Below are 25,518 nucleotides of genomic sequence, written 5' to 3'. Positions count from 1 at the left end.
TTTCCTATCGTGTCTTTTGAAGGGCTACGCGGCCAATCGCCATTGCAGCAGCTGCTTGGCAGGGTTCGACCACGGGGATGCCAAGGTAGGCCTCAAGATCCGCGCGAAATGCTGTCATCCCTGCGCACCCCAGAATGAGCACATCCGCCATCACGCCATCGCGCAGGCTGGAGCCAACGGTCTTGAGCCGTTCAAATGTGCGCGTTTTGTCTGACAGTTCCAGGACGCTCAGTTCAAGAGGCTGATCGCCTGCAAGTCGGTCCATCACGCCCATCGCCCCCACATAACGCATGTGGCGTGGTACGCTTTTGGACAGGATAGACACGATGCCAAATCTCTGTCCCAGCGTCATCGCTGTCAGGATCGATGCCTCGGCTATCCCCAGCACCGGATGGTTTGATTGTTCGCGCAACGCGGCGAGTCCGGGATCGGAATAACATGCAACAACAAAGGCGCTGGCCTGGTTTTCCAGTTTGGCGCAATGCGCCAGTATGGGCGCAACCACGCCGTCCACATGCGCCTGCGTCTCAATCCCCGGCGGTCCTTCGATCAGGGTGCGCGCCTCGATCGGTACAGGGCTGGCCGCACGCATGGGATCAACGGCGTGGTCAATGCCCTCTGTCACATGCTGGCTGCTGTTGGGGTTTACTATATAGATTGTCATGTATCGGTTCCTTTAGCTCCCCAAAAACCAAGCGGTAGCATCAGATCATCCGCGCAATTGATGCGCTCAATCATCAGGGCCGCCTGCTCTGCTGCATCATCCAAGATTGCCTCTTCGTCCACTCGGGTGGCGCGGCCTTGATCCAAAACCAGTTCCCCTCCGATCATCACATTACTCACGTCATTGCCATTGGCAAAACAGACTAAGCGATGCAGCGCCATGTTTGGCGGAAACAGATGCGGACGGCGTAGATCGACCGTGACAATATCTGCCTGTTTGCCGACTTCGATCGAGCCTATGCGATCCGCCATACCCAATGCTCTTGCAGCACCAATCGTACACATTTCCAACACTTGACCGATGGGTAAAACATTGGCGTTCTTAAAAAATGTACGGTGATAATGCATCGCCTGCTGCATGTGACGGAACATATCTGCAGAGCGGTCAGGTGCGGTGGCATCAGAGCCAAGCGCGACTGTAACCCCCTCGGCCATCATTTCTATTGCAGGGCAGCGACCCTGAATAGAGGCATTGGCAGAGGGGTTATGTGCAATTTTACTGCCACTGGCGGCAAGAAGCGAAATCTCGTCGCGGTGCAAATCAATGCAGTGAGAAAGTAATGTTTGCGATCCCAGCAATCCCAGTTTTTCAGCTCGCCGGACAGAACCGCGCCAGTGCCCATCCTGGGTAAAAATCAGTCCTTTATCGCGTGCGTATTGCCGTACAAGCTGGGCCTGTTCACAGGCTGTCGCATAGTCCTTTGCAGTCATGTCCCGTTCGTGTTCATCGCGCAAAACCGGGTAGAGCATTGCAATGTTGATCCGCCCACCCTGCGTATCATGCAGGTCGTCAACGATCTGTTGGCAGGTCTGAAACTGCTGTTCAAACGTGACCGGGTATTCGCTTTTCCGGCCGTTGTTCCAGCTGGCATAGTTGTGCGGATGTGGCGCGCGCGTGGGTCCCACTGCAACGACGCTTCGGGTGCCAACCTCTGTCACACCGCGACAATGGGCAGCCGCGTATTCAGGGTGATCTGTGCGCATGATTGTATCACCACCGCCCAACAAGGACACACCTGTGGTCACGCCAAACCGCAAACGTTCAAGAGCCGCAAGGCGGGCTTCGGCGTACCAAAAGTCGGGAGGCGACGCTTGGGTATAGACTTGGCCGCAGATGTCTTCCCAGCGGTCACCGCTATGCATGCCAATAGATTTGATAATGCCATGCCCCGCGTGGGCGTGAACATCAATCAGACCCGGAAAAATGATGTGACTGCTGCAATCAATGACCCGGTCTGCCTGCACTTGTTCTCGCAGATCATTAGCCGCGCCAATTGCAATTATCTGACCACCTGCAACGGCCAGCGCGCCATTTTCAATCACTTGGCGTTCAGGATTCATGGTGGCAATTGTGCCGCCAACAATCAGCGTATCTGCTTTCATACTGCGGCCTCGTCCAATTGAGGTAAGCGGGCAACGTCAATCACCCCGTCTGCGGGCATCGCAAAGTCAGGATGCTCGCCCGCCATTCCGATCACGCGGATAGGGTTGTACAGCGTCAGCCAAGCCGGATCATTCTGCAATATCCCATAGGCCTGCTGCCAAATCTCTTCCCGAGATAACCGGTCTATTGTCAGGCGGCCCTGATCGATCAGCGCCTCTACGACGGGGTTCGCATAGCCTTGCCACCAAGACCCCGCAACGCGCGAGTCGATCTTTTCATACAGCACGCGGTAGGTGCTCATTGGGCTGGAATCAAACACACATAAATCACGGATTTCCTTGCGACGTACCATATGCGCATAATTTTCTCGTTCTGAATGGACATGAACGTTCAGTGTGATCCCGACCTGCGCCAATTGAGCCGCTAACGCAGCCGTCAGCCGCTCCGCTTCATCCGGCAGCCGTGTGGGGCAATCGACCTCTAAAGTCAGACCATCACCAAAGCCTGCTTGGCCCAGCAAACGCCGGGCAAGGACGCGATCCGTCGGCAGGTCACCCACCTGTTTCTGCGCGCCGAAATGGTTGGGGCTGACAAAACCGGGCAAAGGGCGCGCCGCATCTGCCATCACCGTGTCGACAATTGCGTTTCGATCCACCGCAAGACTTAATGCGCGCCGCACGCGCGCATCAGCAAGCGGGCCCCTTGCGGCGTTCAACAAATAGATAATCGCCACGGGTGAAAGGTATTCATGACGCTTTGATCCAAGGCTGCGCGAGGCTTCAAAATCAAGCGAATTAGCGACCTGCACCTCACCGCGCTCAAGCAGCGCCAACCGGTTTGCTGGATCGGTAACAAGGCGCCATGTGATGACTTCGTTTTCTGGCTGGCCAGCAAAGTGGTCATCAACCCGCTGGGCTGTGATCCGGTCGTTGCTTACCGATGTCAGCCGGTAAGGCCCGGACCCTACCTGGGTGTTATACTCTTTTGCATCGAGGGCCGAAAAGGAAGCGGGTGCTACAATGAACCCCTGTTCAAGGACATCCAGCAGATCGGCCATCGGTTCTGCCAGCGTGATTTTTAGCGTCAGCGCATCAATGACATCCAGCTTAGCACCGCCAAGAAACTGCCGCCAAACAGCGGGTGCCCCGAGTGTATAGCCTTTGTCCTCACGGGCCATCCGCTCAAGGTTTAGCGCAACGGCGGCTGCATCGCAGGTGCTGCCGTCATGAAACCGAACACTATCTTGCAAATGAAACGTCCAATTGCGGCCCTCTTCTGTTACCAGCCAATGCTTCGCAAGATGTGGGACAAATTCCTTCCCTACGCGTCGCACCAATGTGTCATAGATCGCGTGTAGGATTGGTAATTCGTCACTGGCATCAGTGCAGTCATGCGGGTCGTGAATAGCCAATCTAGCCTGAGCAATCACGGTCATATGCTGTCCCTTTCAGGTTCATCGATAAGATGGCAGGCCACGGTCTGGCCGTCCCCCACATCCTGCATGTGCGGGCGTTGTTGGGCGCATCGATCCCATGCAAAAGGGCAGCGAGTGCGGAATGGGCATCCCGATGGAAGATCAAGCGCGGACGGTACTTCGCCGCTCAACACGATTTCCTCAATGTCGCGCTTGGTCTTGATGCTGGGGGCCGCGGACAACAGCGCACGGGTATAGGGGTGGCGCGGGCGTGCAAACAGCACATCACGCGGCGCGTTTTCGACCATGAACCCCAGATACATCACCCCAACCCAATCGGCGATGTGATGCACAACAGACAGGTCATGGCTGATGAACAGATAGGCCAGACCAAACTCATCTCGCAGGTCTTTCATCAGGTTGAGTATTTGCGCTTGAATGGAAACATCCAGTGCCGAAACAGGTTCATCCGCAATGATCAGGCCCGGTGTGACTGACAACGCACGCGCGATCCCGATCCGCTGGCGTTGCCCGCCTGAGAACTGATGAGGATAGCGGCCAGCGTGTTCCGTGTTTAGACCAACACGGGTCAGCAATTGCTCAATTCGCGCAGGCACTTCTGCGCGCTCGTTTGCAGTTTTGGTTTGCTCAAGCAGCGGTTCGGCGACAATGTCGCGCACGCGCTGACGGGGGTTAAGCGATGCATAGGGATCTTGGAAAATCATTTGCATCTTGGCACGTACAGGAAGCAAATCTGAAAAGCCAAAGCTCGCGACATCCTGCCCTTCGATTCGTACCTCACCCGCAGTGGGTTGGTAGATCCGTGCGATAGTCTTGGCGACGGTTGACTTACCGCATCCACTTTCACCAACCAACGCCATGATCTCAGCCCGGTTGATCTTGAAACTGACGCCGTTGACGGCGTGGACAACCGGGGTTTCCAACCGCAGGCCACTCCGGTCCAACTTAAGCCGATCAAGAATACCGCCGCCAACGGAAAAGTGCATTTCAAGATCACGAACATCGAGTACGGGGGTGTCGGTCATGCCGCCTCTCCCGGTTTGAGTGGGAAATGGCACGCGGCCATAAGGCTCTTATGTTGCGGTGTGAGTGAGGGTTCTTTTTGTGCACAAATTGCCTGCGCACGCGGGCAACGTTCGCGGAAATTGCAGCCCTGTGGCAAGTTTCGAATGTCTGGAACAGAGCCCGGTATCTGTGACAGTCGATCCAACCTTTGTGTGGTGTCAGGAATACTATCAATCAGGCCGCGGGTATAAGGATGTGATGGATTTTCGATCAGATCACGCGTTTGCCCCCGCTCGACCACGTTGCCGCAATAGAGCACGGTAATGTGGTCGGCCATTTCAGAAACAACCGCAAGGTCATGGGTGATCAGGATCATCGACGCACCTTTGTCAGCGATCTGCGCCCGCATGAGCTTCAGTATTTGGCTTTGTATTGTAACGTCCAAAGCGGTTGTTGGCTCATCGGCAATGATTAGCTTTGGGCGCGCCAGCATGGCAATGGCGATCACCACCCGCTGCCGCATGCCGCCAGAAAACTGGTGTGGGTAGGCCTTAAGACGTTCCGCCGCCCGGCTGATACCAACACTTTCGAGCATCTCAATACAGGTGGTTTGTCGCGCCTCAGCCCCCAGATCACTGTGTAGGCGCAGCACCTCATCCATTTGTCTGCCAACCGTGTGCAGCGGGTTAAGCGAAGTCATCGGGTCCTGAAACACCATGGAAATTTCACGGCCCCGGATTTCGCGCAAACGGTCTTCGCCTGCGGTAACCAGATCTTGTCCCTCAAGCAATAACTCACCGCTTTCAATTTTCCCGGGGCTGTCAATCAGTCCAAGAATGGAAAAGCCAACCACGGATTTACCGCCACCGCTTTCGCCAACCAGCCCCATCACTTCGCCTTTGCCAATTTCAAAACTGACACCGTTTACGGCCTTTACCGTTCCCGAAAACGTGTGAAAATAGGTGTGTAGGTCTCGTACTTCTAACAGCGGAATATGTTCTGAATTTTCCATTACTTCAGCCTCGGGTTCAGTTCGTCGCGCAGGAAATCACCAAAGAGGTTGATGCCAAACACCAGGATCATGATCGCAATGCCCGGGAAAACCGAGGTCCACCACAAACCGCTGAACAGCACGTCAAATCCGTTTTTGATCAGCAAACCCAGTGAGGGCTGCGTGATCGGTACGCCCACCCCTAGAAAGCTGAGAGAGGCTTCGATCAGAACGAAAGTGCCGACCTGAATGGTTGCAATAACAATCAAGGGGGTCAGTACGTTGGGCAGTACGTGTTTGCGGATGATCTTGTGGTTTGGCAGCCCGGCAACCTTGGCCGCCTGCACATATTCCTTTTCGATTTCTGACAGGGTCGATCCGCGCACGGTCCGAGCATAAACAACCCAACCCACCGCCGTCAGCGCGATCAGAACTTTATCAACGCCAGTGCCGACGGCGGACATCAAAAATAGGGCAATCAGGATGGACGGGAACGATAGCTGAATGTCGGCAATCCGCATGATCACGGAATCCACAATGCCACCATAGAACCCTGCAACAAGCCCCAGAAACGTTCCAATCGTGCAAGACGCAATCATCGCCACCAGCCCGATAAACACCGAAATGCGCGCGCCATAAAGGATAGAGGCCCAGACATCCCGACCTTGCCCGTCTGTGCCCAAAGGAAAGCGCGGATCGCCACCCTCCAGCCAAAGGGGTGGTTTATAACTGTCCATCAGATCAAGGGACGCGATGTCATAGGGGTTTTGTGCCACGAGTAAGGGGCCGACAATCACAGCAAAGGCAAAACCCAGCATCAGAGTACTACCGATCACGGCAGAGCTACTGTGTTTGTAATTGTGAAAAAACTCGGAGTGGAGGAAACGAGTCATCATCTGCACCTCATTTCAGCGTGATACGTGGGTCGATCAACGTATAGACGATGTCGACAAGGAAATTGATCACCACAAATATCAGTGCCACCAGCATCAGGTAGACAACGATTACGGGGCGGTCGGCGCGGTAGATGGAGTCGATCAACAGCTTGCCCATACCGGGCCATGAGAAAATCGTCTCAGTGATCGTTGCGAATGCAATCAGATCACCCAGTTGCAAACCAAAGATTGTAATTACCGGGATCAGCGCATTTTTTAGCCCATGTTTATACAGAACATCTCTGCGCGTTGCGCCTTTGGCGCGGGCAAATTTCATGAAATCCTGGCGGCTGACCTCCATCATGCCCGCACGGGTCATGCGCAACAGGATAGCCATCGTGCCAAGTGACAGTGTTATTGCAGGCAATGCTATATGATGCCAGCCGTCCCTGGTCACGAGGCTGATACGCAGACCTAACACCTCAGCCGTGTCACCACGTCCCGAGGATGGGAAGATACCCCAGGTGACAGCAAACAGGTATATCAGAACCATCCCTACCCAAAACCCCGGCAGGGAAATGCCCATCAACGATCCGGCCATAATCGTGCGGCTGATACGCCCGTTGGGGTTGGCGCCGGCATATACCCCTAATGGGATCGCCACTGCAACGGCCAGCACCATTGCAACAACAACCATTTCGACCGTTGCAGGTAATCGCTCAAGGATCAGCGTCATGGCAGGCTGACGGAACACATAGGAGCGACCAAAATCGCCGTGCAACAGGCTGGTCATGAACTTCCAATATTGCACTAAAACTGATTGATCGAGGCCCAGCAGGCGACGCGCCTGCTCTATTTCAAGATCGGTCGCATCGATCGGCACAACCATGAACACCGGATCACCAGTAAAGCTCATCATTATAAAGACGATGACCGAGACGACCCACAATACAAGCGTCATCTGAATCAGTCGTTTTAACAAATATCCAAGCATGTAAGGGGTCAGACTTTCGTAATTCGTGTAAGGAGGCCCCCCGCACAAATTGGCCCGCGGGGGATCTAAAAATACGGCTTATTCGGCGTCCATGTCGTAGGCCCATAAGAACTTGTCTACGCGAGGTTCAAGTGTCACGCCTTTTCGCGCTGCGTAGATATCCTGTTCGTAGTGCACCGGGATCATCGGAATATCTGCCATCAGGATCTTGGTTGCGTCCTGAAGGTATCCGTCACGCTCATCGATGCTGGGGGTGGCGTCGGCTTTGTCGATCAGCGCATCCATTTCAGGGTTCGAATACGATCCGCGGTTCACCTGTCCATAGCCATCTTTGACGCCTCGCGTATAAAACAGCGCGCCGTACATCGACCCAGCATCACCTGCCGGAACATCCCAACCGCTCATGATAAAGCTGGAGTTTTCCGTCGGCACACGAATGTAGCCCCAGAAGTTGGACTTGGGCATGATGTTCAGCTCAAGCGTCACACCGATTTTGGCCAACATTGACGCCAGTGCCTGCGCGATCTGCGCATCGTTCACATAGCGGTTGTTGGTTGCGTCCAACGTCATGGTAAAGCCATCGGCATAACCTGCCTCAGCCATCAGCGCTTTGGCTTTTTCCACGTCCAGAGGATACATGTCGCGGAAGCTCAGGCTATCGACATAGCCATTGTGAGAGGCCGGCACAAACTGGTCACTGGGTGTGGCCAACCCATTCATAACGATCTTATTGATCGCTTGAACATCCACTGCCTGCGCGATCGCCTGGCGCACCCGCTGATCTGTCATCGGGTTCTTACCCTCAATCGTCGGAGAGTTCTCTCGCATGTCCATCGCCAGCACTACGTTCAGCAAGCTGGGCCGGGTGATAACGTTAAACATATCGTCGCGCTTAACCCGGTCTACATCTCGTACAGCAAGGTCTTGGATCACGTCCACCTCACCAGTGAGTAAAGCCGCTGTCCGGGTTGCGGGGTTGGTGATCGGACGGAACGTGACATTTTTGATCTTCGCCGCGCCGGCCCAATAGGCATCGAACGCCTTAAGTGTCAGCTTTTCCTCTTTGACCCACTCTCCCAGCATATAGGGACCGGTGCCCATCGGCTTGAGGTCCATCTGCTCATCACCAGTGGCAGAGGTGTATTCCTCATCCAAGATCAGGAGTTCAGCAAGATCATTGGGTAAAACCGCATAGGGCTTTGGTGTCTTGAACTCTACGGTCAGGTCGTCAATTGCGGTGATTTCTGCGATGTTGGCCACCAGACCAGGACGTATAGATTCACGCGCTTTGTTTACGGTGTAGACAACATCAGCGGCGGTAAAGGCGTTGCCATTATGAAATGTCACCCCTTCGCGCAGCTTGAAACGCCAGGTCACATCGTCGACGTTTTCCCAGCTTTCTGCCAATCCCGGACCGAATGACAAATCACCACTACGTTTCACCAGCGGATCATAAAGATGGTAATACATAATGTTTGAAGAAAGCTCCTCTCCCGCCAGCGGATATAGGTGGCTGGGATCAGAGGTCAGTCCGATTGTCACGGATTTATCCTGAGAGAACGCTGCGTTGGCGGCCAGGATGGCAACACCAACGGCGCCTGCGCGAAACGCGGTTTGCGATAGATATTTCATGGGGATCCCTCTGCTGTTGGTTTCGAAAAGATGTGCCGGCCGGTTTGCCAGCCTGGTCGGTTTATTCAAATTTTGATGTTTCTAATGACCGGGCTTGGCGGTCTGCACCTCGATCTGGTATCCCTCGGGATCGTTCATGACGAAGGCGCGGATACCCAATTCGTCACTGTCACGCGGCGCCGTAAGACCAGGTATTTTTTGTGAGGCAGCCCATGCATGCCATGCATCGACGTCTGGCACGCGCAGACAAACCTGTACGGTCTTGTGCTCGGCCCATTTCTGCATGCCCCGGGCCTCGTCCACGAGGCCAACATGCGCCTGCCCGCCAATCTGGTAAATTTTCGACCAACCTTGATCGATGGCCAAGGTGAACCCGAGGACCTCCTCGTAAAACGCCATCGCGCGTGGCAGGTCGCGGTAATACTGAAATGTTATTGCCAGTACGACGCCGCCCGTAGGTCGCTGCGGGTTTTGCAATGTCATGTGTTGCTTCCGATATCAGTTAATCAGTATGCAAATGGTATACACGCGGAATACAGAGTCAACACTGCTGCGGGAAAAATCGGCGTTCCCGTCGAAACTTCGTTCAGAAAGGGTGGTGAATATGCGAAATAATTGCTTCGCGAACGTTGGTCAGATGAACCTTCATCGCAGCTGCTGCTGCGTCTGGTGACCCAGCAGCAATTGCATCAATGAGTGCCAAATGTTCTTTGCAGCCAGGTTCTAACCGGTCCGGGAGAGACCCCTGATCATACATACATGTCTTGTTCTTCAAGCTTTCAATCAATTCAACAAGCAGTTTCGATCCAGCCATCCGAGCGACAAGGAAATGAAGCTTCATGTCCAATGCTGTATGGTCTTCTGAACTTGGTCGCGCCCCTTCAAGAAAGCCACAGAGCTGTGCTCTGATGGCTGCCAATTCCTCTCCTGACTTGCCGGAAAGGGCTGCTTTTCTCGCTGCTTCGCACTCCAACAAGCTTCGAACATGCAAGATTTCCATAATGTCACTGAGCGAAATACTGTTGACCACCGGTGTGCCGCCGGCGCTTCTGGTCGCAAACCCTTCGCTGATCAGCTGTCCGATTGCTTCGCGAATTGGCGTACGCGAAACGCCCATGCTGTCCGCAAACTTCTTTTCGCTCAGGCGGGTACCAGATTTCAATGTGCCATCAAGGATCATCGTTTTAAGGCGCTGAAAGGTTGAATCACCCAGAGTTTGCAAAGTTTCGGCCATGTCATTTCTCCCGATGGCGAAGAAATTTGTGGTACAAATCCACAAATTGTCCTTAAAGATGGTGCATCGGTATACACATGGAATACCGAGACTTGAGCTAATAGTATACCCATAGTCAAATTCAACGCCGAGGTCTGCATGCAAAACAAAAAATTCGACGTCATAATCCGGGGCGGCACAGCTGTCACCGCGCAGGGCATTCAAACCGCAGACATCGCTGTCACCCAAGGCAAGATCATGGCCATCGCGAATGAACTTTCAGGCTCGGCCGAAACAGAAATTGATGCACGCGGCCTCCTTGTTTTGCCAGGCGGCGTTGATACCCATTGTCACATCGAGCAGATCTCGGGCGCGGGGCTGATGAATGCCGACACGTTTAAGAGCGCAACATGCTCTGCCGCGTTTGGTGGCACCACATCAGTTATTTCGTTCGCGGCGCAACATCCGGGCCAAAAGATGCGCAACGTCGTCGCAGACTATGCGGTGCTGGCCAAAACCGGAGCGGTGATCGATTACGCATTCCACATGATCGTCGCCGACACCGGAAACGAAAACCTGACGCATGATATCCCGGAGCTGATTGCTCAAGGCCACCGCTCAATTAAGATATTCACCACTTACGACAAAGTGCGCCAGGATGACAAATCCATCCTCGATCTTCTTGATTTAGCCAAGCGGGACAACGCACTTGTCTGTTTTCACGCCGAGAATGACGGTTTGATCCGCAACATGACGGAGAAGCTGTTGGCACAGGGCAAGACAGCGCCGAAATATCATGCGGCCTCCCACCCTCGCGAGGCAGAAATTGAAGCCATAGAGCGTATGTGTCGGTTTTCCGAGTTTACCGGCGCACGGATCATGATCTTTCATGTCTCTACCCGTGAAGGGGCCGACATCATTCGGCGCGCCCGCGCCCGTGGTGTCGATGTGCAGGCAGAAACCTGTCCACATTACCTGTTCATGACGGTCGATATTCTGGAGCGTGAAGACCCTGCCCGTTTCATGTGTTCACCGCCGCAACGAACACCCGACGATCAGGAGGCTTTGTGGGAGGCAATTGCGGATGGGACCATCCAACTGGTCACTTCTGACCACGCCCCGTATCGCATGGACGACATCGGCAAGTTCGCCAATGGCGCTGACGCACCTTTCAATCGGATCGCCAACGGCATGCCGGGGCTCGAGACCCGGCTACCCCTGATGTTCAACGCGATGGTGAGCGAAGGCCGCATGGGAATTGAGGCATTTGTAGAGCTGACCGCAACCGCACCCGCACGGGCGTTCGGATTGCACAATAAGGGGCAGATCGCAGAGGGGTTTGATGCGGACATCGCAATCTGGGACCCAACCCTGGCCAAAACCTATCAGGCCAACGATTTGCATGACAATGTCGGCTATAACCCCTACGAGGGGACAACTATTGTAGGCGCGCCAATAACCGTACTGTCCAAGGGTCGGCTCATCGTGACTGATGGCACATGCGTTGCCGAACCGGGATCTGGGGAGTGGCTAAGCATGGATTCACGCTCAAACTGATCATTTGCCAGACCGTTTCTTCGATAGCCGACAGACATAACTTCAAGAGAAAACAAAAATGATTTTAATGCCCCGCTTTCTGTCCGTTAAAGAAGTGCCTGTTCTCTCTTGGAGCTCGCCGAATGCATTTACATTAACGCCTTCATTTGCGTCCATATTCTTTCTTGTGGTTGGCCTCACTCTTTTTGGCCTGGGAGAGGCCTTGCTTATCGCATCAGGTGTTGGGGTAAGCCCGTGGACGGTTTTTGCTCAAGGTATCACCCATGTTACAGGATGGAGCATTGGGCTCGCTACTTTTGTGACCAGTCTATTTGTTTTGCTGTGTTGGATTCCACTCAGACAAACACCAGGCATGGGAACCGTTCTGAATGTCATTATCATTGCTTTGGTTCTCGACTTCCTACTGCCGTATTTGCCCACTTTTGATAACCTTGTCTTGCAAATCGGGGTCGCCATTATTGGAGTTTTGGTCACCGGATTTGGTGGTGGTCTATATCTCATTGCAAATCTGGGCCCTGGCCCACGAGATGGATTGATGACAGGACTGCAAAGTATGACAAGCCTACCTATTGCATGGGTACGCAGTGGTCTTGAACTGATGGTGGTAGTCTTCGGATGGACCCTAGGAGGCAGCGTCGGCTTCGGCACAGTCTTATTCGCTTTGGGAATTGGACCATCTGTTGCAGCGAGCATGTACGGTCTAAAAATTGCATTTGGAAAACTCGAAAGTTCTGAACTGAGCACCAAGTGAAAGCTCACTTAATCCGGCGGTTTCAACGGATCGACGCAACACTTTAGTCTTCTTGAAAAGATGGCGTGTAGATCATGGCCCATCGTCGCTGGACCTTTTCCACAGCTGTACGCAGGTGTTGATTTCATCTTGGATGAGTAGCACCAATTGGTTCATCCCCACGTTCAGGCTGAAAACGCTTCAGGCCTAATACATTCAACCTAAAGACAAAATTGCGTCCTCCTGCACTGTATACTTGTTTTGCATGGGCGATTTGAAATTGGCATTGGCCGAAGACTGGCTTGGTGCCTTAGGTAACTGGCACAGATTCAGGACGCCAATATGGGCATCCGAAATGGAGGGAACAATGAACAAATTTATCCGCATAGCTGCGGCAGGCGTGATGTCACTCACATTTGGTGCAGTGGCTCAGGCTGACGTCACAGTCAAAGTTGCTTATGACGCAGATCCAGTTTCGCTGGACCCGCACGAGCAATTGTCTGGGGGAACACTCCAGTTTTCACATATGTCATTTGACCCATTAGTGCGCTGGACTCAGGACCTGCAGTTCGAACCTCGTTTGGCCGAGAGCTGGGAACAGATCGACGCAACAACCACACGGTTTCACCTGCGTAGTGGTGTTAAATTCCATTCCGGCAACGTGATGACAGCGACTGATGTCGACTGGACATTTGATCGCCTGAAAGAAAGCCCTGACTTCAAGGGTATTTTCAGCCTGTTCACCGATGTGAAGGTGATCGATGATCATACCTTTGACCTGATCACATCCGAGCCTTATCCATTGGTGTTGCATACGGTAACGTACATCTTCCCAATGGACAGCAAGTTCTATTCTGGCACCACCGATGACGGCAAGGATCGCTCGGAGCTGGTTAAGCATGGTGATAGCTTTGCGTCGCGCAATGTTTCCGGTACTGGCCCGTTCGTCGTCAGCGAGCGTGAGCAAGGTGTTAAAATGGTGTTTGACCGTTTTGACGGCTACTGGGACACCGAAACCGCTGGTAACGTCGACCAAATCATCCTGACCCCGATCAAAGAAAGCCCAACCCGTGTGGCCGCTTTGTTGTCTGGCGATGTTGATTTCATCGCGCCGGTCCCGCCCACCGATCTGGCACGTGTTGACGAAAACGAAAGCACCGACCTGATCACAATGCCCGGCACCCGGATCATTACCTTCCAGATGAACCAAGAGCGTGTAGAAGCGTTGAAAGATGTACGTGTACGTCAGGCTATCGATTATGCCGTGAACAACGCTGGTATCGTTGACCGCATCATGCGTGGATTTGGTACTGTCGGCGCCCAGGCTAGCCCAGCTGGCTATCTTGGTCACAATCCTGATTTGGCCCCACGTTTCGACGTTGAAAAAGCCAAGGCTCTAATGGCCGAAGCTGGCTATGCGGATGGGTTCGAAATCACCATGATGGCGCCAAACAACCGCTATGTGAACGATGACAAAATCGCTCAGGCTGTTGCGTCAATGCTTGCAAAAATCAACATCAAGGTTGATCTGCAAACAATGCCCAAGGCCCAGTACTGGCCTGCATTTGATGAGCGCGCAGCAGACATGATGATGATCGGCTGGCATTCGGACACCGAAGATTCGGCTAACTTCCACCAGTTCCTGAGCCACTGTGCCGACGCAGAAACCGGCAATGGCCAGTACAACTCTGGTAACTTCTGTAACGCCGAGGCGGACATGCTGATGGCTAAGGCCAACGCTGAAACAGATTCCGGTAAGCGCGCCGAAATGCTGCAGCAGATGGAAACCATCCTCTACAATGAGGCCGCTTTCATTCCGCTGCATTGGCAGAACCTCGCTTGGGGTGCCCGCAAAGGTGTTCACGCTGACAAGATCGTGAACGCGCTGAACTTCCCTTACTTCGGTGACCTCGTCGTCGACTAAGGATCTCTCTAACCGGGGCAGGCTCGATTGACCTGCTCCGGTTTTTTCCTACCAGATTTCTTTATGGCTATGCTTCCTGCTCGGTGGGGAGGAAGGCATATTGCCCAATAACAATACCCCCAGAAAGGTATGAAAGCATGTTCGCTTACCTTGTGAAACGCGTGTTTCAGGCGATTGCGGTGATGTTCGTCATCTCGTTGATCGGCTTTGCAATTCAGGACAATCTCGGCGATCCGCTACGTGAACTTGTCGGACAGTCCGTGAGCGAAGAGGTTCGCCAAGAGCTGCGCGACGAACTGGGACTAAATGACAGTTTCCTGACCCAGTATCTGCGATTTGCAGGCAATGCATTGCAAGGCGATCTGGGAACCAGCTACTTCTTCAAAGAGCCAGCGCTTGATGTGATCCTCAAAAAACTCCCGGCAACTATGGAACTTGTTCTCGGGGCAACAATCATCATCATCGGTCTGTCGATCCCTGTCGGTGTCTATACTGCAATCTACCCCAATACGATTCTAAGTCGCATTGTCATGGGCGTATCGATTATTGGCATTTCGATCCCAGTGTTTTTGACGGCAATTCTGATGATCTTTGTGTTTTCTGTCGAGTATGGCTGGTTTCCATCTTACGGACGTGGCGAAATTGTACATGTCTTTGGGCCATGGGAAACAAACTTTGCCACAGTAGATGGCTGGATGCATATTCTGCTGCCCTCCGTCGCACTTGCTTCGATCATGTTGCCACTGTTCGTGCGTTTGATCCGGGCTGAAATGATGGAAGTGCTGCAAAGCGAATACGTCAAATATGCCAAAGCTAAGGGCATCAGGCCCTGGCGCATCTACTTTGTTCATGCACTTAAAAACACGTTGCTGCCGGTAATCACCGTCGGCGGTGTGCAGATCGGAACGATGGTGGCCTACACTATCTTGACCGAAACCGTGTTTCAGTGGCCCGGCATGGGCTTCATGTTCCTTGAAGCCGTGAACCGCGTCGACACCCCCCTCATTGTGGCCTACCTCATCGTTGTTGGGTTCATCTTTGTTGTCACTAATACAATTGTTGACCTGATCTATGGGCTGGTCAATCCAACTGTCAATCTTGCGAGGATGGGCGCATGAGCAGCCTGAGCACCCCAACAGAACCGTCGCGCTGGTCGCGAGTCTGGAACTCGAACATCGGTTACAGCTTCCGGCGCAACCCAGTCGCGATTGTGTCGCTGATGATCTTCCTGTTGATCGCGATCATGTCCATTTTTGCACCGCTGATCGCACCGTTTGATCCCTATGATCTTGGACAGATCGACATTATGAATAGCGAATACCCTCCGCTTTGGGTGGATGGTTCCGATGCGCAATTCATACTTGGTACCGATGATCAGGGCCGCGATCTGTGGTCAACAATCCTCTACGGGACGCGACTTTCGCTGCTGATCGGTATTTGTGCCGTTGTATTGCAAGCGTTCCTGGGGATTTCGATTGGTCTGATTGCTGGCTATGTCGGTGGGCGGACTGACAGTCTTCTGATGCGACTAGCTGATATTCAGCTTTCCTTTTCGACGCTGATGGTGGCGATCATCTTCCTGGCTGTTACCCAGGCCATGTTTGGCTCTGAGACATTCAACCAATATGCGATCTACTTCTTGATTGCAGTTATTGGCGTTGCTGAATGGCCTCAATATGCGCGTACAGTACGGGCAACAGTGTTGGCTGAGAAAAAGAAAGAGTATGTCGATAGCGCGCGGGTGCTGGGGTTTGGTCCCGGCCGGATTATGGTTCGCCATATTCTTCCCAATTCGCTATCGCCGATCTTTGTTATCTCAACGGTTCAAGTGGCCAATGCGATCATTTCCGAGGCATCGCTGTCCTTCTTGGGTTTGGGCATGCCACCCAGTCAGCCCTCACTCGGGTCGCTGATTTCGTCTGGGTTCGATTATATCTTTTCGGGAAGTTGGTGGATCACTGCCATCCCCGGCATCGTGCTGGTCGTTCTGGTTCTTGTGATCAATCTATTGGGTGACTGGCTGCGTGATGCCTTGAACCCCAAACTTTACAAAGGATAAGCACGATGTCCTTGCTTTCTGTACGCGATCTGAGCGTAAAATTCGCCATGCGCGACAACACTGTGACCGCCCTGAACCAGATCAGTTTTGATCTGGCCAAGGGTGAACGCCTGGGCATTGTAGGAGAATCCGGCGCGGGCAAATCCATCACTGGGTTTGCACTGATGAACCTGCTTAGTCGTCCTGGATTTATAGATTCAGGCAAGATCATGTTTCTGGGTGATGACATCGTCCAGATGCCCGAAGCCAAAATGCGCAACATCCGCGGCAATAAGATGGCGATGATTTTTCAGGATCCGATGGTTACGCTTAACCCGGTTCTGACCATCGGACAGCAGATGGTGGAAACCCTGATGGCCCACCGCAAGCTGAGCAAAGCCGAGGCTGAGCAGATTGCGATCGTTAAGTTGCGCGAAGTCTACATTCCTTCGCCCGAGGATCGTCTCGAGCAGTACCCACACGAGTTATCGGGCGGGATGCGCCAACGGATTGTCATTGCCATTGCCTTGTTGCTGGATCCACAATTGATCATTGCGGATGAACCAACCACAGCCTTGGATGTGACCATTCAGGCCGACATCATGGAACTGTTGTTGGAACTGTGCCAATCCAATAAGGTCGGGTTGATCTTGATCACCCACGATCTGGGCGTGGTCAGTCAGATGACCGAGCGCACTCTGGTGATGTATGCTGGCCGAATTATCGAAGCCGGACGCACCCGCGAGATCATCAACGATCCACAACATCCTTATACTCAAGGGTTGATCAATGCTCTGCCTCAACAGACCAAGCCCGGTCAGAGACTGAAGCAAATTCCTGGCAGTATGCCATCATTGACGGCCATTCCCAAAGGGTGCCCATTCAGCCCCCGTTGTGAATTCGTAAAAGACCGTTGCCACACCGAAGCGCCCGAAACGGTGCAGTATGCCAATGTCGAGGTCGCTTGCCATGAGGTAAACCGACTACACACTGACAAAGCCGAGGAGATCAAGGCATGACGACCCCTCAGCCTTTGTTAGAAATTCGCAATCTTGAAAAACGCTTCGAACTTGATCGCGGGTTTCTCGAAACACTTAAATTCCGTGGCGGCAAGTTCGTGCGGGAAAAGCGCGCCGTTCATGCGGTCAACAATATCTCTCTGCAAGTTGCACCCGGAGAAGCCCTCTGTGTGGTTGGTGAAAGTGGATGCGGAAAATCCACTGTAGCCCGGCTGATCGCAGGATTGTTGAACCCGAGTGCTGGTGAAATTCACTATGATGGTCAACGCATTGACAACCGGTCACGCCGTACTTTGATGCCACTGCGCAAAAAGATGCAGATGATCTTTCAGAACCCCTATGCATCGTTGAATCCACGTATGACGATCCAGCAGGCACTTGAAGAGCCGGTGCGATACCACAATCCATCCCTGTCACGCGGTGAATTGCGCGACAAAGTTGCCGAGGTTATGCGCGCTGTTGGGGTAGACCCCAGTTGGTCAAGCCGCTACCCGCATGAATTCTCTGGCGGTCAGCGGCAACGAATTGCAATCGCGCGTGCGCTGACGGTGGACCCCGAATTCATCATTGCGGATGAACCAATTTCGGCGCTGGATGTTTCAATTCAGGCACAGGTCCTGAACCTGATGCTAGAGGCCAAGGATCAGCGCGGCCTTACCTATCTGTTCATCACCCACGACCTGAGTGTTGTGCAGCATTTTGGCACAAAAGTTGCGGTTCTCTATCTTGGGTCGGTCTGTGAGCTGTCCGATACTGCAACCCTGTTTGAAAACCCCAAACACCCCTACACACGTGCCTTGCTATCGGCTGTGCCACAGTTGAAAGATGATCACCCCAATCATATAAGACTACGGGGTGAAATTCCGACGCCGATCAATATGCCGAAAGGGTGTCCGTTTGAAAGCCGCTGCGCGCACGCAAATAGCCGTTGTTCGGCCGAGCAACCTCGCCCCATACAGCAGCCTGATGGGTCGCTGGTTGCCTGCCATGCGGTCGAGGAAGAGCGGCTGGACGGGTGATCGCTCGGACGCGCGGAACGGAATGACAAAGTGGACATAGCCTGGCTTAGAGATTTTGAGGCTTTGGTCGCGCAGAAAAACTTCTCGCGGGCGGCGGAAGAGCGCAATGTCAGTCAGCCTGCGTTCTCCCGGCGTATTCGCTCGCTTGAAGAGGAGTTTGGCGTCAAGTTGATAAATCGCCAAACTTTACCACTCTCCCTGACTCCAGCTGGCGAGGTTTTTCTGGCGCAGGCCCGTGTTATGTTGCGGACCTACGATGAAACGCTCGAACGTTGTCAGGTCATTGATACCGCGGGTGAAAACGTCATACGTTTCGCGACATCGCAATCGCTGTACATGACTCATTACAAAACCCATATCGCGCCAATGGTGGAAGAGGGAGGGCTAGAGATTGATCTGAATTCCACAGGTTGGACTGCCGATCAATTTGTTTCCGCGTTACAGCAGCGTTATTGCGATGTGATTTTGACCTACTGGCATCCCTCGATGGATGCACTTGCGCCCTTGGGACTTGGCAACTGCGACTTCATTACTTTGACGGAAGATGCGTTTCTGCCAGTGTCAAAGAATGGACCAGAAGGACCTCTGCACACATTGGTGCGCGGCAGTAAAAAGCCGATTTCGCTCTTGTCCTACGGCACCGTCTCGGCGCTGCGTTCCGTGGTAGAATTTGCATTACGGCAGCATATCGAGGGGCCCAAGATGCTGGTGGTGAATCAAAGCGCTCTGGCCATCTCGGTAAAAGCGATGATCATGGAGGGCTTTGGCATGGGCTGGCTGCCACAAGAGCTGTGTAAAAGCGAAATTGCAGACGGGCGAATGACGGTGGTTGGTGGAGAAGAATATTCCCACACTTTGGAGATCCGGCTCTATCGGGACAAAGAGAACACAAAGCCGACGCTGAACAGGCTGTGGCGCGACATACAGGCCCAATCAAGCGAAAGCAAAGATTGACCCCCAAAAAACGTAGCCTGAATGTGCTGTTGGCTCAGATACATTGGGCGAAGTCCAATCCATCAGAACCCGGTCATCCACACGGGCATTTTTGGAAATTGTCTCGCCCTGTTCAAGGATATCCAGTGACGCTGGTGCCGCGCTTCAGATGACGACCTGACGCAGCAGCGGCGGTCGGTTTGCCATCTTTGGCAACGGTCTGACCACGCAGGATCGTGCGCACGGGCCAACCTGTAATCTGCAGTCCTTCGAAGGGGGTGTAGTCTGAACCATGGTTTAGTCGATCCTGACGAATTGTGGCCTGTAGTTCTGGATCCCATAGGGTGATGTCAGCATCCGCTCCCACCGACAACGTCCCCTTTTGCGGATGCAAACCATAAAGCCGTGCCGGGTTCGTTGAGGTCAACGCGACAAAGCGTTCGATACTGATCCGGCCCTTGCTGACCCCTTCAGAAAAAAGGATCGGCAGGCGCGTTTCTACCCCGGGTATTCCGTTAGGCACCCATTTGAACGATGTCCGGGCGCGATCGTTGTTCTTGCCGGTATTGTCGGGGGCTTCAAAATAGAACGGGCAGTGGTCCGACGAAAACAGATCGAATGTTCCATCGCGCAACCCGTCCCAGATGGCGGCCTGACTGTCGTGGTCTCGAGGTGGGGGTGAACAGACATACTTAGCCCCCTCGAAATCCATGTTCAGTCCCTTGAGGTCATCGCGGGTCAGGGTGATGTATTGCGGGCAGGTTTCGGCAAAAACTTTCATGCCGCGTTTTCGGGCCCATTGAATTTGCTCCATCGGGTCGCGGCCAGAGACATGCACGATGACGACGGGCACATCCGTAAGCTGGGCATGACTGATTGCGCGGTGCGTGGCCTCGCGTTCGGCGATTTGGGCATGCGCCTCGGCGTGATAGTAGGGCGCGGTCTTTCCTTCGGTCTCCAGCTTATCCGTCATGTAGCGGATCGCGTCGTGGCCTTCTGCATGTACCATCACCAGCGCTTGTTCACGTCGGGCTACATCAAATACCTCAAGGAGTTCGGTATCATTCAGCATCAGATCGTCGTACGTCATGAAGACCTTGAACGAGGTGTAGCCATCACGCACGAGTGCTGGCAATTCCTGGCCCAGGACCTGTGGTGTCGGGTCCGAAATCACCAGATGGAATGACACATCTGTAAAGCAATTTCCGTCTGCTTTACGATGGTAATCCTCGACGGATTGGCGCAGCGAACTGCCCTTAACCTGCATCGCAAAAGGCAGGACCGTGGTATTCCCCCCAGCCGCAGCAGAACGGGTACCACTAGCGAAATCATCTGCCATCACGGTGCCGTCCGATGTCGGCTGATCCAGATGCACATGGGCGTCGATGCCGCCCGGCAGTACGAGAAGCCCGCTTGCGTCGATTTCCTCCGTTGCAGAGACACTCTCGGCAATCTGTACGATGCGGCCATCGCGGATGCCGATGTCTGCGGAAAACTGGTCTGTAGCCGTCACAAGAGTACCGCCGCGAATGGCAAGGTCACATGTCTCCATGAGGGTTACGCCGCAGCGCAGTTGCCGGTGATCGCGGTCATCGCCGCGCAAAACCGGTCGACTTGTTCAAGCGTGTTGTAATGCACCATCGACACCCGGATCACGCCGCCATCCTCATCTTCGTCCAGCTCTTCGATCAGACGTCGGGTGTGAAAGTCGCCAAAGCGGATAGCGATGCCATATTCATCCATCGCCTTAGTGAATTCGCCTGAATGATGCCCGTCGATCTTAAATGCGATCGTGGGCACACGGTTCGATCCGATGTTGCAGGTGGCGCCGATCACCCGAACGTCGTTGCGCCCGCGCAGATTGGCCAGCAATCTGTTGGTCAGGGCGTCCTCTTGTTTTGCAATCGCAACAAAGGCGGCCTCCAGCTTGTTGCGCTGAGATCCAGTACCTCCCTCATGTTCACCAAGGGCTGCCAGATACTCAACGATACCCACGGCACTGAAAGCCAGTTCATAGTTGGGATTTCCTGGCTCCAACTTGCCGGGAACTTTGTCTTTGCCATAGAAATAGTGATACTGCCCGTCCAGTTCCGTCAGCAGATCGTACTTGCCATACATCACCGCCACATGCGGCCCATAACATTTGTAAAGGCTGAACACATAGTAGTCGACATCCCAGGCCTGCACATCAATGGCGCGGTGAGGGGCATAGGCCACGGCATCAACACAGATTTTCGCGCCGCGGTCATGCACGAATTTTACGTAGTCGGCGATCGGGTTCACCTGCCCAAGGATGTTTGAGACGTGATGCACGCAGACAAGTTTGGTGCGCTCGGTCATCAGGGCATCCAGATCATCAAGTTGCAGCGCATAGGTTTCTTTGTCGACCGGCCAGAATTTCACGACAATGCCAAACTCGCGTAGCCTGTCCCATGGGCCGATGTTGGATTCATGGTCTGCGATAGAAATGATGATTTCGTCTCCCGGAACGAACTGGCTGCGCATCGCATTGGCGAGGATCTGCATAAGCGCCGTTGTAGAGTGACCAAACACGATTTCCTCAGGGCGAGCGGCATTTGTCATGGTCTGCATCGCCCTGCGTCCGTCCATCAATGCAGCGGCGGCGGCAAGTGACACGTCGTAGCTGCCACCAATCTGCACATCTCGGTGGGTCAGGAATTCAGTGACCTTTTCGATCGCACCCAGTACGGTTTGCGACCCTCCGGCGTTGTCGAAAAACGCCCAGTCACTTTTCAACCCGGGAAAATGCGACTGCACAAATGTCTGATCGATCTGATCTTTGGTTTCGGTCATTTTCGCCTCTTTCATGGATCAGTGGTTCAGAACCGCACTCAGGAAATTCTGCGTACGGGGTTCTTTTGGATTGGAAAAGATTTCGTCGGGTTTGCCGGTCTCTATCACCTCGCCGCCATCCATAAAAATAACCCGGTCCGCAACCTGCCGCGCGAACCCCATTTCATGGGTAACGACGATCATTGTGACGCCCGTACCAGCCAGATCCTTCATCACATCCAGCACCTCGCCAACCATCTCGGGGTCCAGCGCACTGGTAGGTTCATCGAACAACATGACGCGCGGTTCCATCGCCAAGGCACGGGCGATGGCCACTCGTTGTTGCTGACCACCTGACAGATGCTCGGGGTATTTGTCAGCCTGCTCTGATATGCCGACGCGCTCCAGGAGAAAGTTGGCCCGGTCAGTGGCCTCTGTTGTACTGAGCCCACGCACGCGCGATGGGGCCAGCATTACGTTGCGGCGGACTGTCAAATGCGGAAACAGGTTGAAGGATTGGAACACCATGCCCACCTCGGCGCGCACCTTAGCCAGCGATTTTCCCGGCATAACTGGTATGCCGTCAACAACGATTTCGCTGGTGTCTTCAAAACTTTCCAATCGGTTGATGCACCGGATCAGTGTCGACTTCCCCGAGCCAGACGGACCGACGATGCAGATGACCTCTCCCTCGGCAATGTCCAAATTTATACCTTTCAACGCACGAAACTCGCCATAGAATTTCTGTAGGTTGCGGATACTGACAAAACCGTCCATCAGCGTTCTCCCGCGCCAATCCGGCGCTCCATTCGTGAAACTGCGGCGACCAGTGGCCACAAGATCGTCACGTAGATAGCTGCGGCCAAAATCAAAGGGCTGGGATTGGCCGCCAAAGCCTGTGCCTGAGTGGCCTGTTTCAACAGGTCCGGCATGGCCACGACCGATGCCAAGGCCGTATCCTTGACCACATTTATGGAATTATTGGTAAGCGGCGGAATTACGATTTTGACTGCCTGTGGCAGGATGACGTCAACCATCATATGTCGATACCCGAGGCCTAGTGCCTGCGAGGCCTCAAACTGACCCTTGGGGATAGCCTGGATTCCGGCCCGAAAAATCTCGGCCGTGTAGGCGCCAGACACCAGGGTCAAGGCCACCATCGCAGACCAGAATGACGACATGCTGATTCCCACAAAGGGCAGCGCATAATAGACGATGATCAACAGCACGAGTAAGGGCAACGAACGGAAAACGTCGATATAAATACGGGCCAGAAGTTGGACAGGTGGTGCGGCGTAAAGACGGATCAAGGCAAGGACCAATCCAAGTGCCAAACCCGCGATGATGCTGACCACACCCAGCTTTATAGTGATCCAAAGACCCTTGAGCATAAGAGGATAGGTTCGAAGCAACACTTCGACGTTGAAGAAGGTGTCAATAATTTCCATGAAAGTCCTGCCGGTGTAAGAGCCATGCCCGAAGTTGCGACGGGCATGGCAAGGATCTGTGTTACGGCATGTCCATGACAGCGACGGTCGAGGTGGTATCCTCGGGGGTGGCCCCAAACCATTTCTCGTGCAGGCCGGCGATGACGCCTTCGTTCTTGAGCGCCGTCAGCACTTCGTTGACCTGCCCAGCCAGTTCAGCGTTTTTGTCAAACATCATCGAATAGCGTTCGCCGGTCTCGATCCGGGCAACTACTTTCAAATTGGGTTTGTCTTTGACGTAATACAGCAATGCTGGAATGTCGGAGATATAGCCCTGAATACGGCCAGCACCGAGATCTAGCATCGCAGGAGCCAGGCCTTCGTAACGTCGGATTTCAGTAAAGCCTGCTGTGTCACTCTGTTCAGTTGCCCACATGTCACCAGTTGACCCGGTATCAACGCCAACCACTTTACCCTTCATTTCAGCCACGGATGCCGGGCCGCCTTCGACCACAGTCAGCGACTGGTCGCTATCATAATAGGGCTGGGCAAAACTCACGGATTCAAGGCGTTTTTCGGTGATGGTGATCGACGAGATAGCAAGGTCAGCCCGGCCTGATTGAACCGCAGAAAATAGGCCGTTAAAGGGGATATTGACGATTTCAACGTCATGACCCAAGCGACTGGCGACTTCGTTCACCAAATCAATCTCAAATCCAACAAACGCACCAGTTTCGTCCTGAAACTCCCACGGAACATTCCCAATGTTCGCTCCGACTTGCCATGTGTCGGCCTGTGCCGTGGTGGTCAGTGCGCCCGTAGTCGCGAGTGCCGCAATGAGTATTTTGACTTTATCAACAAGCATCTTGAGTCCTCCCTGAATTTCTTCTTGCAACGTATCCGGCAAAGTGGTCTTACCGGTCAGACCAGTAAGAAGCACAGAGCTAGGACCGTTTCAAGCAAAAACACTTGCCTCTGGCCAATTCGGCTGTCGCGTGTAGATTGCGAATTGTCTGAAAACCCGAAAAGCTATGACCAACGCATGATCGAACGCACCCCAGTTTCCCAAGCCATTGCCCGGCAATTGCAAGAGATGATCCAATCCGGAAAACTGAGCAGTGCAGAACGACTGCCGTCTCAGCGCGTGTTATCTGAACAATTGGGCGTCTCGCGCCCATCGCTGCGTGAAGCACTGATGACGCTTGAAACGCTGGGGCTAATCCGCACCTATCCCGGTCGAGGGACCTTTGTCACTGACCCACAGGACATGCCGGCCGCAAACAGTACCCAGTGGCGGTATACCGATGACTATGGAATGGCCGACGTCTTCGAAGTGCGCTTGCTGTTAGAAGGTCAGTTGGCCCGGCATGCCGCCGAGACCTCAACCCTTGACGACATTTCGCTGCTCACCGCCGCAACGGACAAGATGGAAGCCGCATGGGCGCAAGGGGACCTGATCGCCAATGTCGATGAAGATCTGGAGTTTCACCAAATTATCGCTGGCAAAAGTCGTAATTCCCTATTGCTGCAGACCTATACCTCTCTGAGTGCCATGGTAATGGAGACCCAACGTCAGCCGATCCCCTTTACCGCGTTGGACCGGATGGCCAGTTCGATTGCCGAACACAGGGCTATCATCGCAGCCCTGAATGCCCGGGATGCAGATGCGGCCCAAACGGCCATGGTCGAGCATATTAGGAACACGGCCGCCTGCGCGGGCATATCGATCTGAAGAACATTTTCGGATTCTGACAGAATGGAAAATAGTAGCCAGCCGTCCGCTGACCGGAAAAGGTCAGCCTAGGCTCCGTCACGCACCAAGGGTG

General features: G+C 53.7%; 24 protein-coding genes. 9 read left to right on the top strand and 15 right to left on the bottom strand.

All coding sequences use genetic code 11. From position 1 onward, the window contains the following. Positions 1-4: 4 nt before the first annotated feature. From GO984_RS19200 to GO984_RS19155, 10 genes are all read right to left on the bottom strand, one after another. The gene (locus GO984_RS19200) at positions 5-664 is read right to left on the bottom strand and encodes an aspartate/glutamate racemase family protein (RefSeq protein ID WP_157024201.1); all 660 of its coding nucleotides are present in this window, start codon (positions 662-664) and stop codon (positions 5-7) included. Then, positions 661-2,106, bottom strand: coding sequence for an amidohydrolase family protein (locus GO984_RS19195; protein ID WP_157024200.1), 1,446 nt, complete (start codon positions 2,104-2,106; stop codon positions 661-663). Before GO984_RS19195 ends, GO984_RS19200 begins: the two co-directional genes overlap by 4 nt. Beyond that, the gene (locus tag GO984_RS19190; RefSeq protein WP_157024199.1) at positions 2,103-3,542 is read right to left on the bottom strand and encodes an ABC transporter substrate-binding protein; all 1,440 of its coding nucleotides are present in this window, start codon (positions 3,540-3,542) and stop codon (positions 2,103-2,105) included. The genes GO984_RS19195 and GO984_RS19190 overlap by 4 nt, the downstream gene beginning before the upstream one ends. Beyond that, positions 3,539-4,567 carry an ABC transporter ATP-binding protein gene (locus GO984_RS19185; RefSeq protein WP_157024198.1) on the bottom strand — a complete coding sequence of 343 codons (1,029 nt, stop codon included), beginning with the start codon at positions 4,565-4,567 and terminating at the stop codon, positions 3,539-3,541. Before GO984_RS19185 ends, GO984_RS19190 begins: the two co-directional genes overlap by 4 nt. Further along, a complete protein-coding gene (locus tag GO984_RS19180; protein WP_157024197.1) occupies positions 4,564-5,559 on the bottom strand; it encodes an ABC transporter ATP-binding protein in 996 nt (331 codons plus the stop codon). The genes GO984_RS19185 and GO984_RS19180 overlap by 4 nt, the downstream gene beginning before the upstream one ends. Beyond that, the gene (locus GO984_RS19175; RefSeq protein WP_245231179.1) at positions 5,559-6,434 is read right to left on the bottom strand and encodes an ABC transporter permease; all 876 of its coding nucleotides are present in this window, start codon (positions 6,432-6,434) and stop codon (positions 5,559-5,561) included. The genes GO984_RS19180 and GO984_RS19175 overlap by 1 nt, the downstream gene beginning before the upstream one ends. Before the next feature lie 7 nt (positions 6,435-6,441). Beyond that, positions 6,442-7,407, bottom strand: a complete 966-nt coding sequence (locus GO984_RS19170) for an ABC transporter permease (protein ID WP_157024196.1) — start codon at positions 7,405-7,407, stop codon at positions 6,442-6,444. A gap of 78 nt (positions 7,408-7,485) precedes the next feature. Then, entirely contained in the window at positions 7,486-9,039 is a 1,554-nt protein-coding gene (locus tag GO984_RS19165; protein ID WP_157024195.1) for an ABC transporter substrate-binding protein, read from the bottom strand. Positions 9,040-9,120: 81 nt separating this feature from the next. Next, a complete protein-coding gene (locus GO984_RS19160) occupies positions 9,121-9,522 on the bottom strand; it encodes a VOC family protein (RefSeq protein ID WP_157024194.1) in 402 nt (133 codons plus the stop codon). Positions 9,523-9,625: 103 nt separating this feature from the next. Continuing rightward, on the bottom strand, positions 9,626-10,273 hold the full coding sequence (locus GO984_RS19155) for a GntR family transcriptional regulator (protein WP_138165281.1): 648 nt from the start codon (positions 10,271-10,273) through the stop codon (positions 9,626-9,628). 138 nt (positions 10,274-10,411) lie between these two features. On the opposite strand from GO984_RS19155, the gene hydA (GO984_RS19150) reads away from it, so the two are divergent. The 8 genes from hydA (GO984_RS19150) (at position 10,412) to GO984_RS19115 (ending at position 19,493) form a co-directional block, all read left to right on the top strand. After that, the gene (hydA, locus tag GO984_RS19150; protein ID WP_157024193.1) at positions 10,412-11,809 is read left to right on the top strand and encodes a dihydropyrimidinase; all 1,398 of its coding nucleotides are present in this window, start codon (positions 10,412-10,414) and stop codon (positions 11,807-11,809) included. A gap of 67 nt (positions 11,810-11,876) precedes the next feature. Beyond that, on the top strand, positions 11,877-12,560 hold the full coding sequence (gene yczE, locus GO984_RS19145; RefSeq protein WP_245231177.1) for a membrane protein YczE: 684 nt from the start codon (positions 11,877-11,879) through the stop codon (positions 12,558-12,560). A 346-nt stretch (positions 12,561-12,906) separates the two neighbouring features. Continuing rightward, a complete protein-coding gene (locus GO984_RS19140; protein ID WP_157024191.1) occupies positions 12,907-14,463 on the top strand; it encodes an ABC transporter substrate-binding protein in 1,557 nt (518 codons plus the stop codon). A gap of 137 nt (positions 14,464-14,600) precedes the next feature. Beyond that, positions 14,601-15,581, top strand: coding sequence for an ABC transporter permease (locus tag GO984_RS19135; protein ID WP_157024190.1), 981 nt, complete (start codon positions 14,601-14,603; stop codon positions 15,579-15,581). Beyond that, the gene (locus GO984_RS19130; protein ID WP_138165276.1) at positions 15,578-16,522 is read left to right on the top strand and encodes an ABC transporter permease; all 945 of its coding nucleotides are present in this window, start codon (positions 15,578-15,580) and stop codon (positions 16,520-16,522) included. The genes GO984_RS19135 and GO984_RS19130 overlap by 4 nt, the downstream gene beginning before the upstream one ends. A gap of 5 nt (positions 16,523-16,527) precedes the next feature. After that, a complete protein-coding gene (locus GO984_RS19125) occupies positions 16,528-17,520 on the top strand; it encodes an ABC transporter ATP-binding protein (RefSeq protein ID WP_138165275.1) in 993 nt (330 codons plus the stop codon). Beyond that, positions 17,517-18,539 (top strand): ABC transporter ATP-binding protein, encoded by a 1,023-nt coding sequence (locus GO984_RS19120; protein ID WP_157024189.1) that lies wholly within the window; start codon positions 17,517-17,519, stop codon positions 18,537-18,539. Before GO984_RS19125 ends, GO984_RS19120 begins: the two co-directional genes overlap by 4 nt. A 30-nt stretch (positions 18,540-18,569) precedes the next feature. Beyond that, complete coding sequence (locus GO984_RS19115; protein WP_167740425.1) at positions 18,570-19,493, top strand: LysR family transcriptional regulator; 924 nt, start codon at positions 18,570-18,572, stop codon at positions 19,491-19,493. Between the two features lie 112 nt (positions 19,494-19,605). On the opposite strand, the gene hydA (GO984_RS19110) is transcribed toward GO984_RS19115, so the two are convergent. From hydA (GO984_RS19110) to GO984_RS19090, 5 genes are all read right to left on the bottom strand, one after another. Next, on the bottom strand, positions 19,606-21,024 hold the full coding sequence (gene hydA / locus GO984_RS19110) for a dihydropyrimidinase (protein WP_157024188.1): 1,419 nt from the start codon (positions 21,022-21,024) through the stop codon (positions 19,606-19,608). 5 nt (positions 21,025-21,029) lie between these two features. After that, on the bottom strand, positions 21,030-22,286 hold the full coding sequence (locus tag GO984_RS19105) for an aminotransferase class V-fold PLP-dependent enzyme (protein WP_157024187.1): 1,257 nt from the start codon (positions 22,284-22,286) through the stop codon (positions 21,030-21,032). A gap of 18 nt (positions 22,287-22,304) precedes the next feature. Continuing rightward, positions 22,305-23,042 (bottom strand): amino acid ABC transporter ATP-binding protein, encoded by a 738-nt coding sequence (locus tag GO984_RS19100; RefSeq protein ID WP_157024186.1) that lies wholly within the window; start codon positions 23,040-23,042, stop codon positions 22,305-22,307. Beyond that, the gene (locus GO984_RS19095; protein WP_157024185.1) at positions 23,042-23,713 is read right to left on the bottom strand and encodes an amino acid ABC transporter permease; all 672 of its coding nucleotides are present in this window, start codon (positions 23,711-23,713) and stop codon (positions 23,042-23,044) included. The genes GO984_RS19100 and GO984_RS19095 overlap by 1 nt, the downstream gene beginning before the upstream one ends. A 61-nt stretch (positions 23,714-23,774) precedes the next feature. Then, positions 23,775-24,557 (bottom strand): transporter substrate-binding domain-containing protein, encoded by a 783-nt coding sequence (locus GO984_RS19090; RefSeq protein ID WP_157024184.1) that lies wholly within the window; start codon positions 24,555-24,557, stop codon positions 23,775-23,777. Between the two features lie 177 nt (positions 24,558-24,734). On the opposite strand from GO984_RS19090, the gene GO984_RS19085 reads away from it, so the two are divergent. Then, a complete protein-coding gene (locus GO984_RS19085) occupies positions 24,735-25,424 on the top strand; it encodes a FadR/GntR family transcriptional regulator (RefSeq protein WP_157024183.1) in 690 nt (229 codons plus the stop codon). Positions 25,425-25,518: the final 94 nt, after the last annotated feature.

Source organism: Parasedimentitalea huanghaiensis, from assembly GCF_009753675.1.
GTDB lineage: Bacteria > Pseudomonadota > Alphaproteobacteria > Rhodobacterales > Rhodobacteraceae > Parasedimentitalea > Parasedimentitalea huanghaiensis.
Note: the sequence above shows the minus strand (reverse complement) of the source record. Positions and strands in the feature narration are given on the sequence as shown.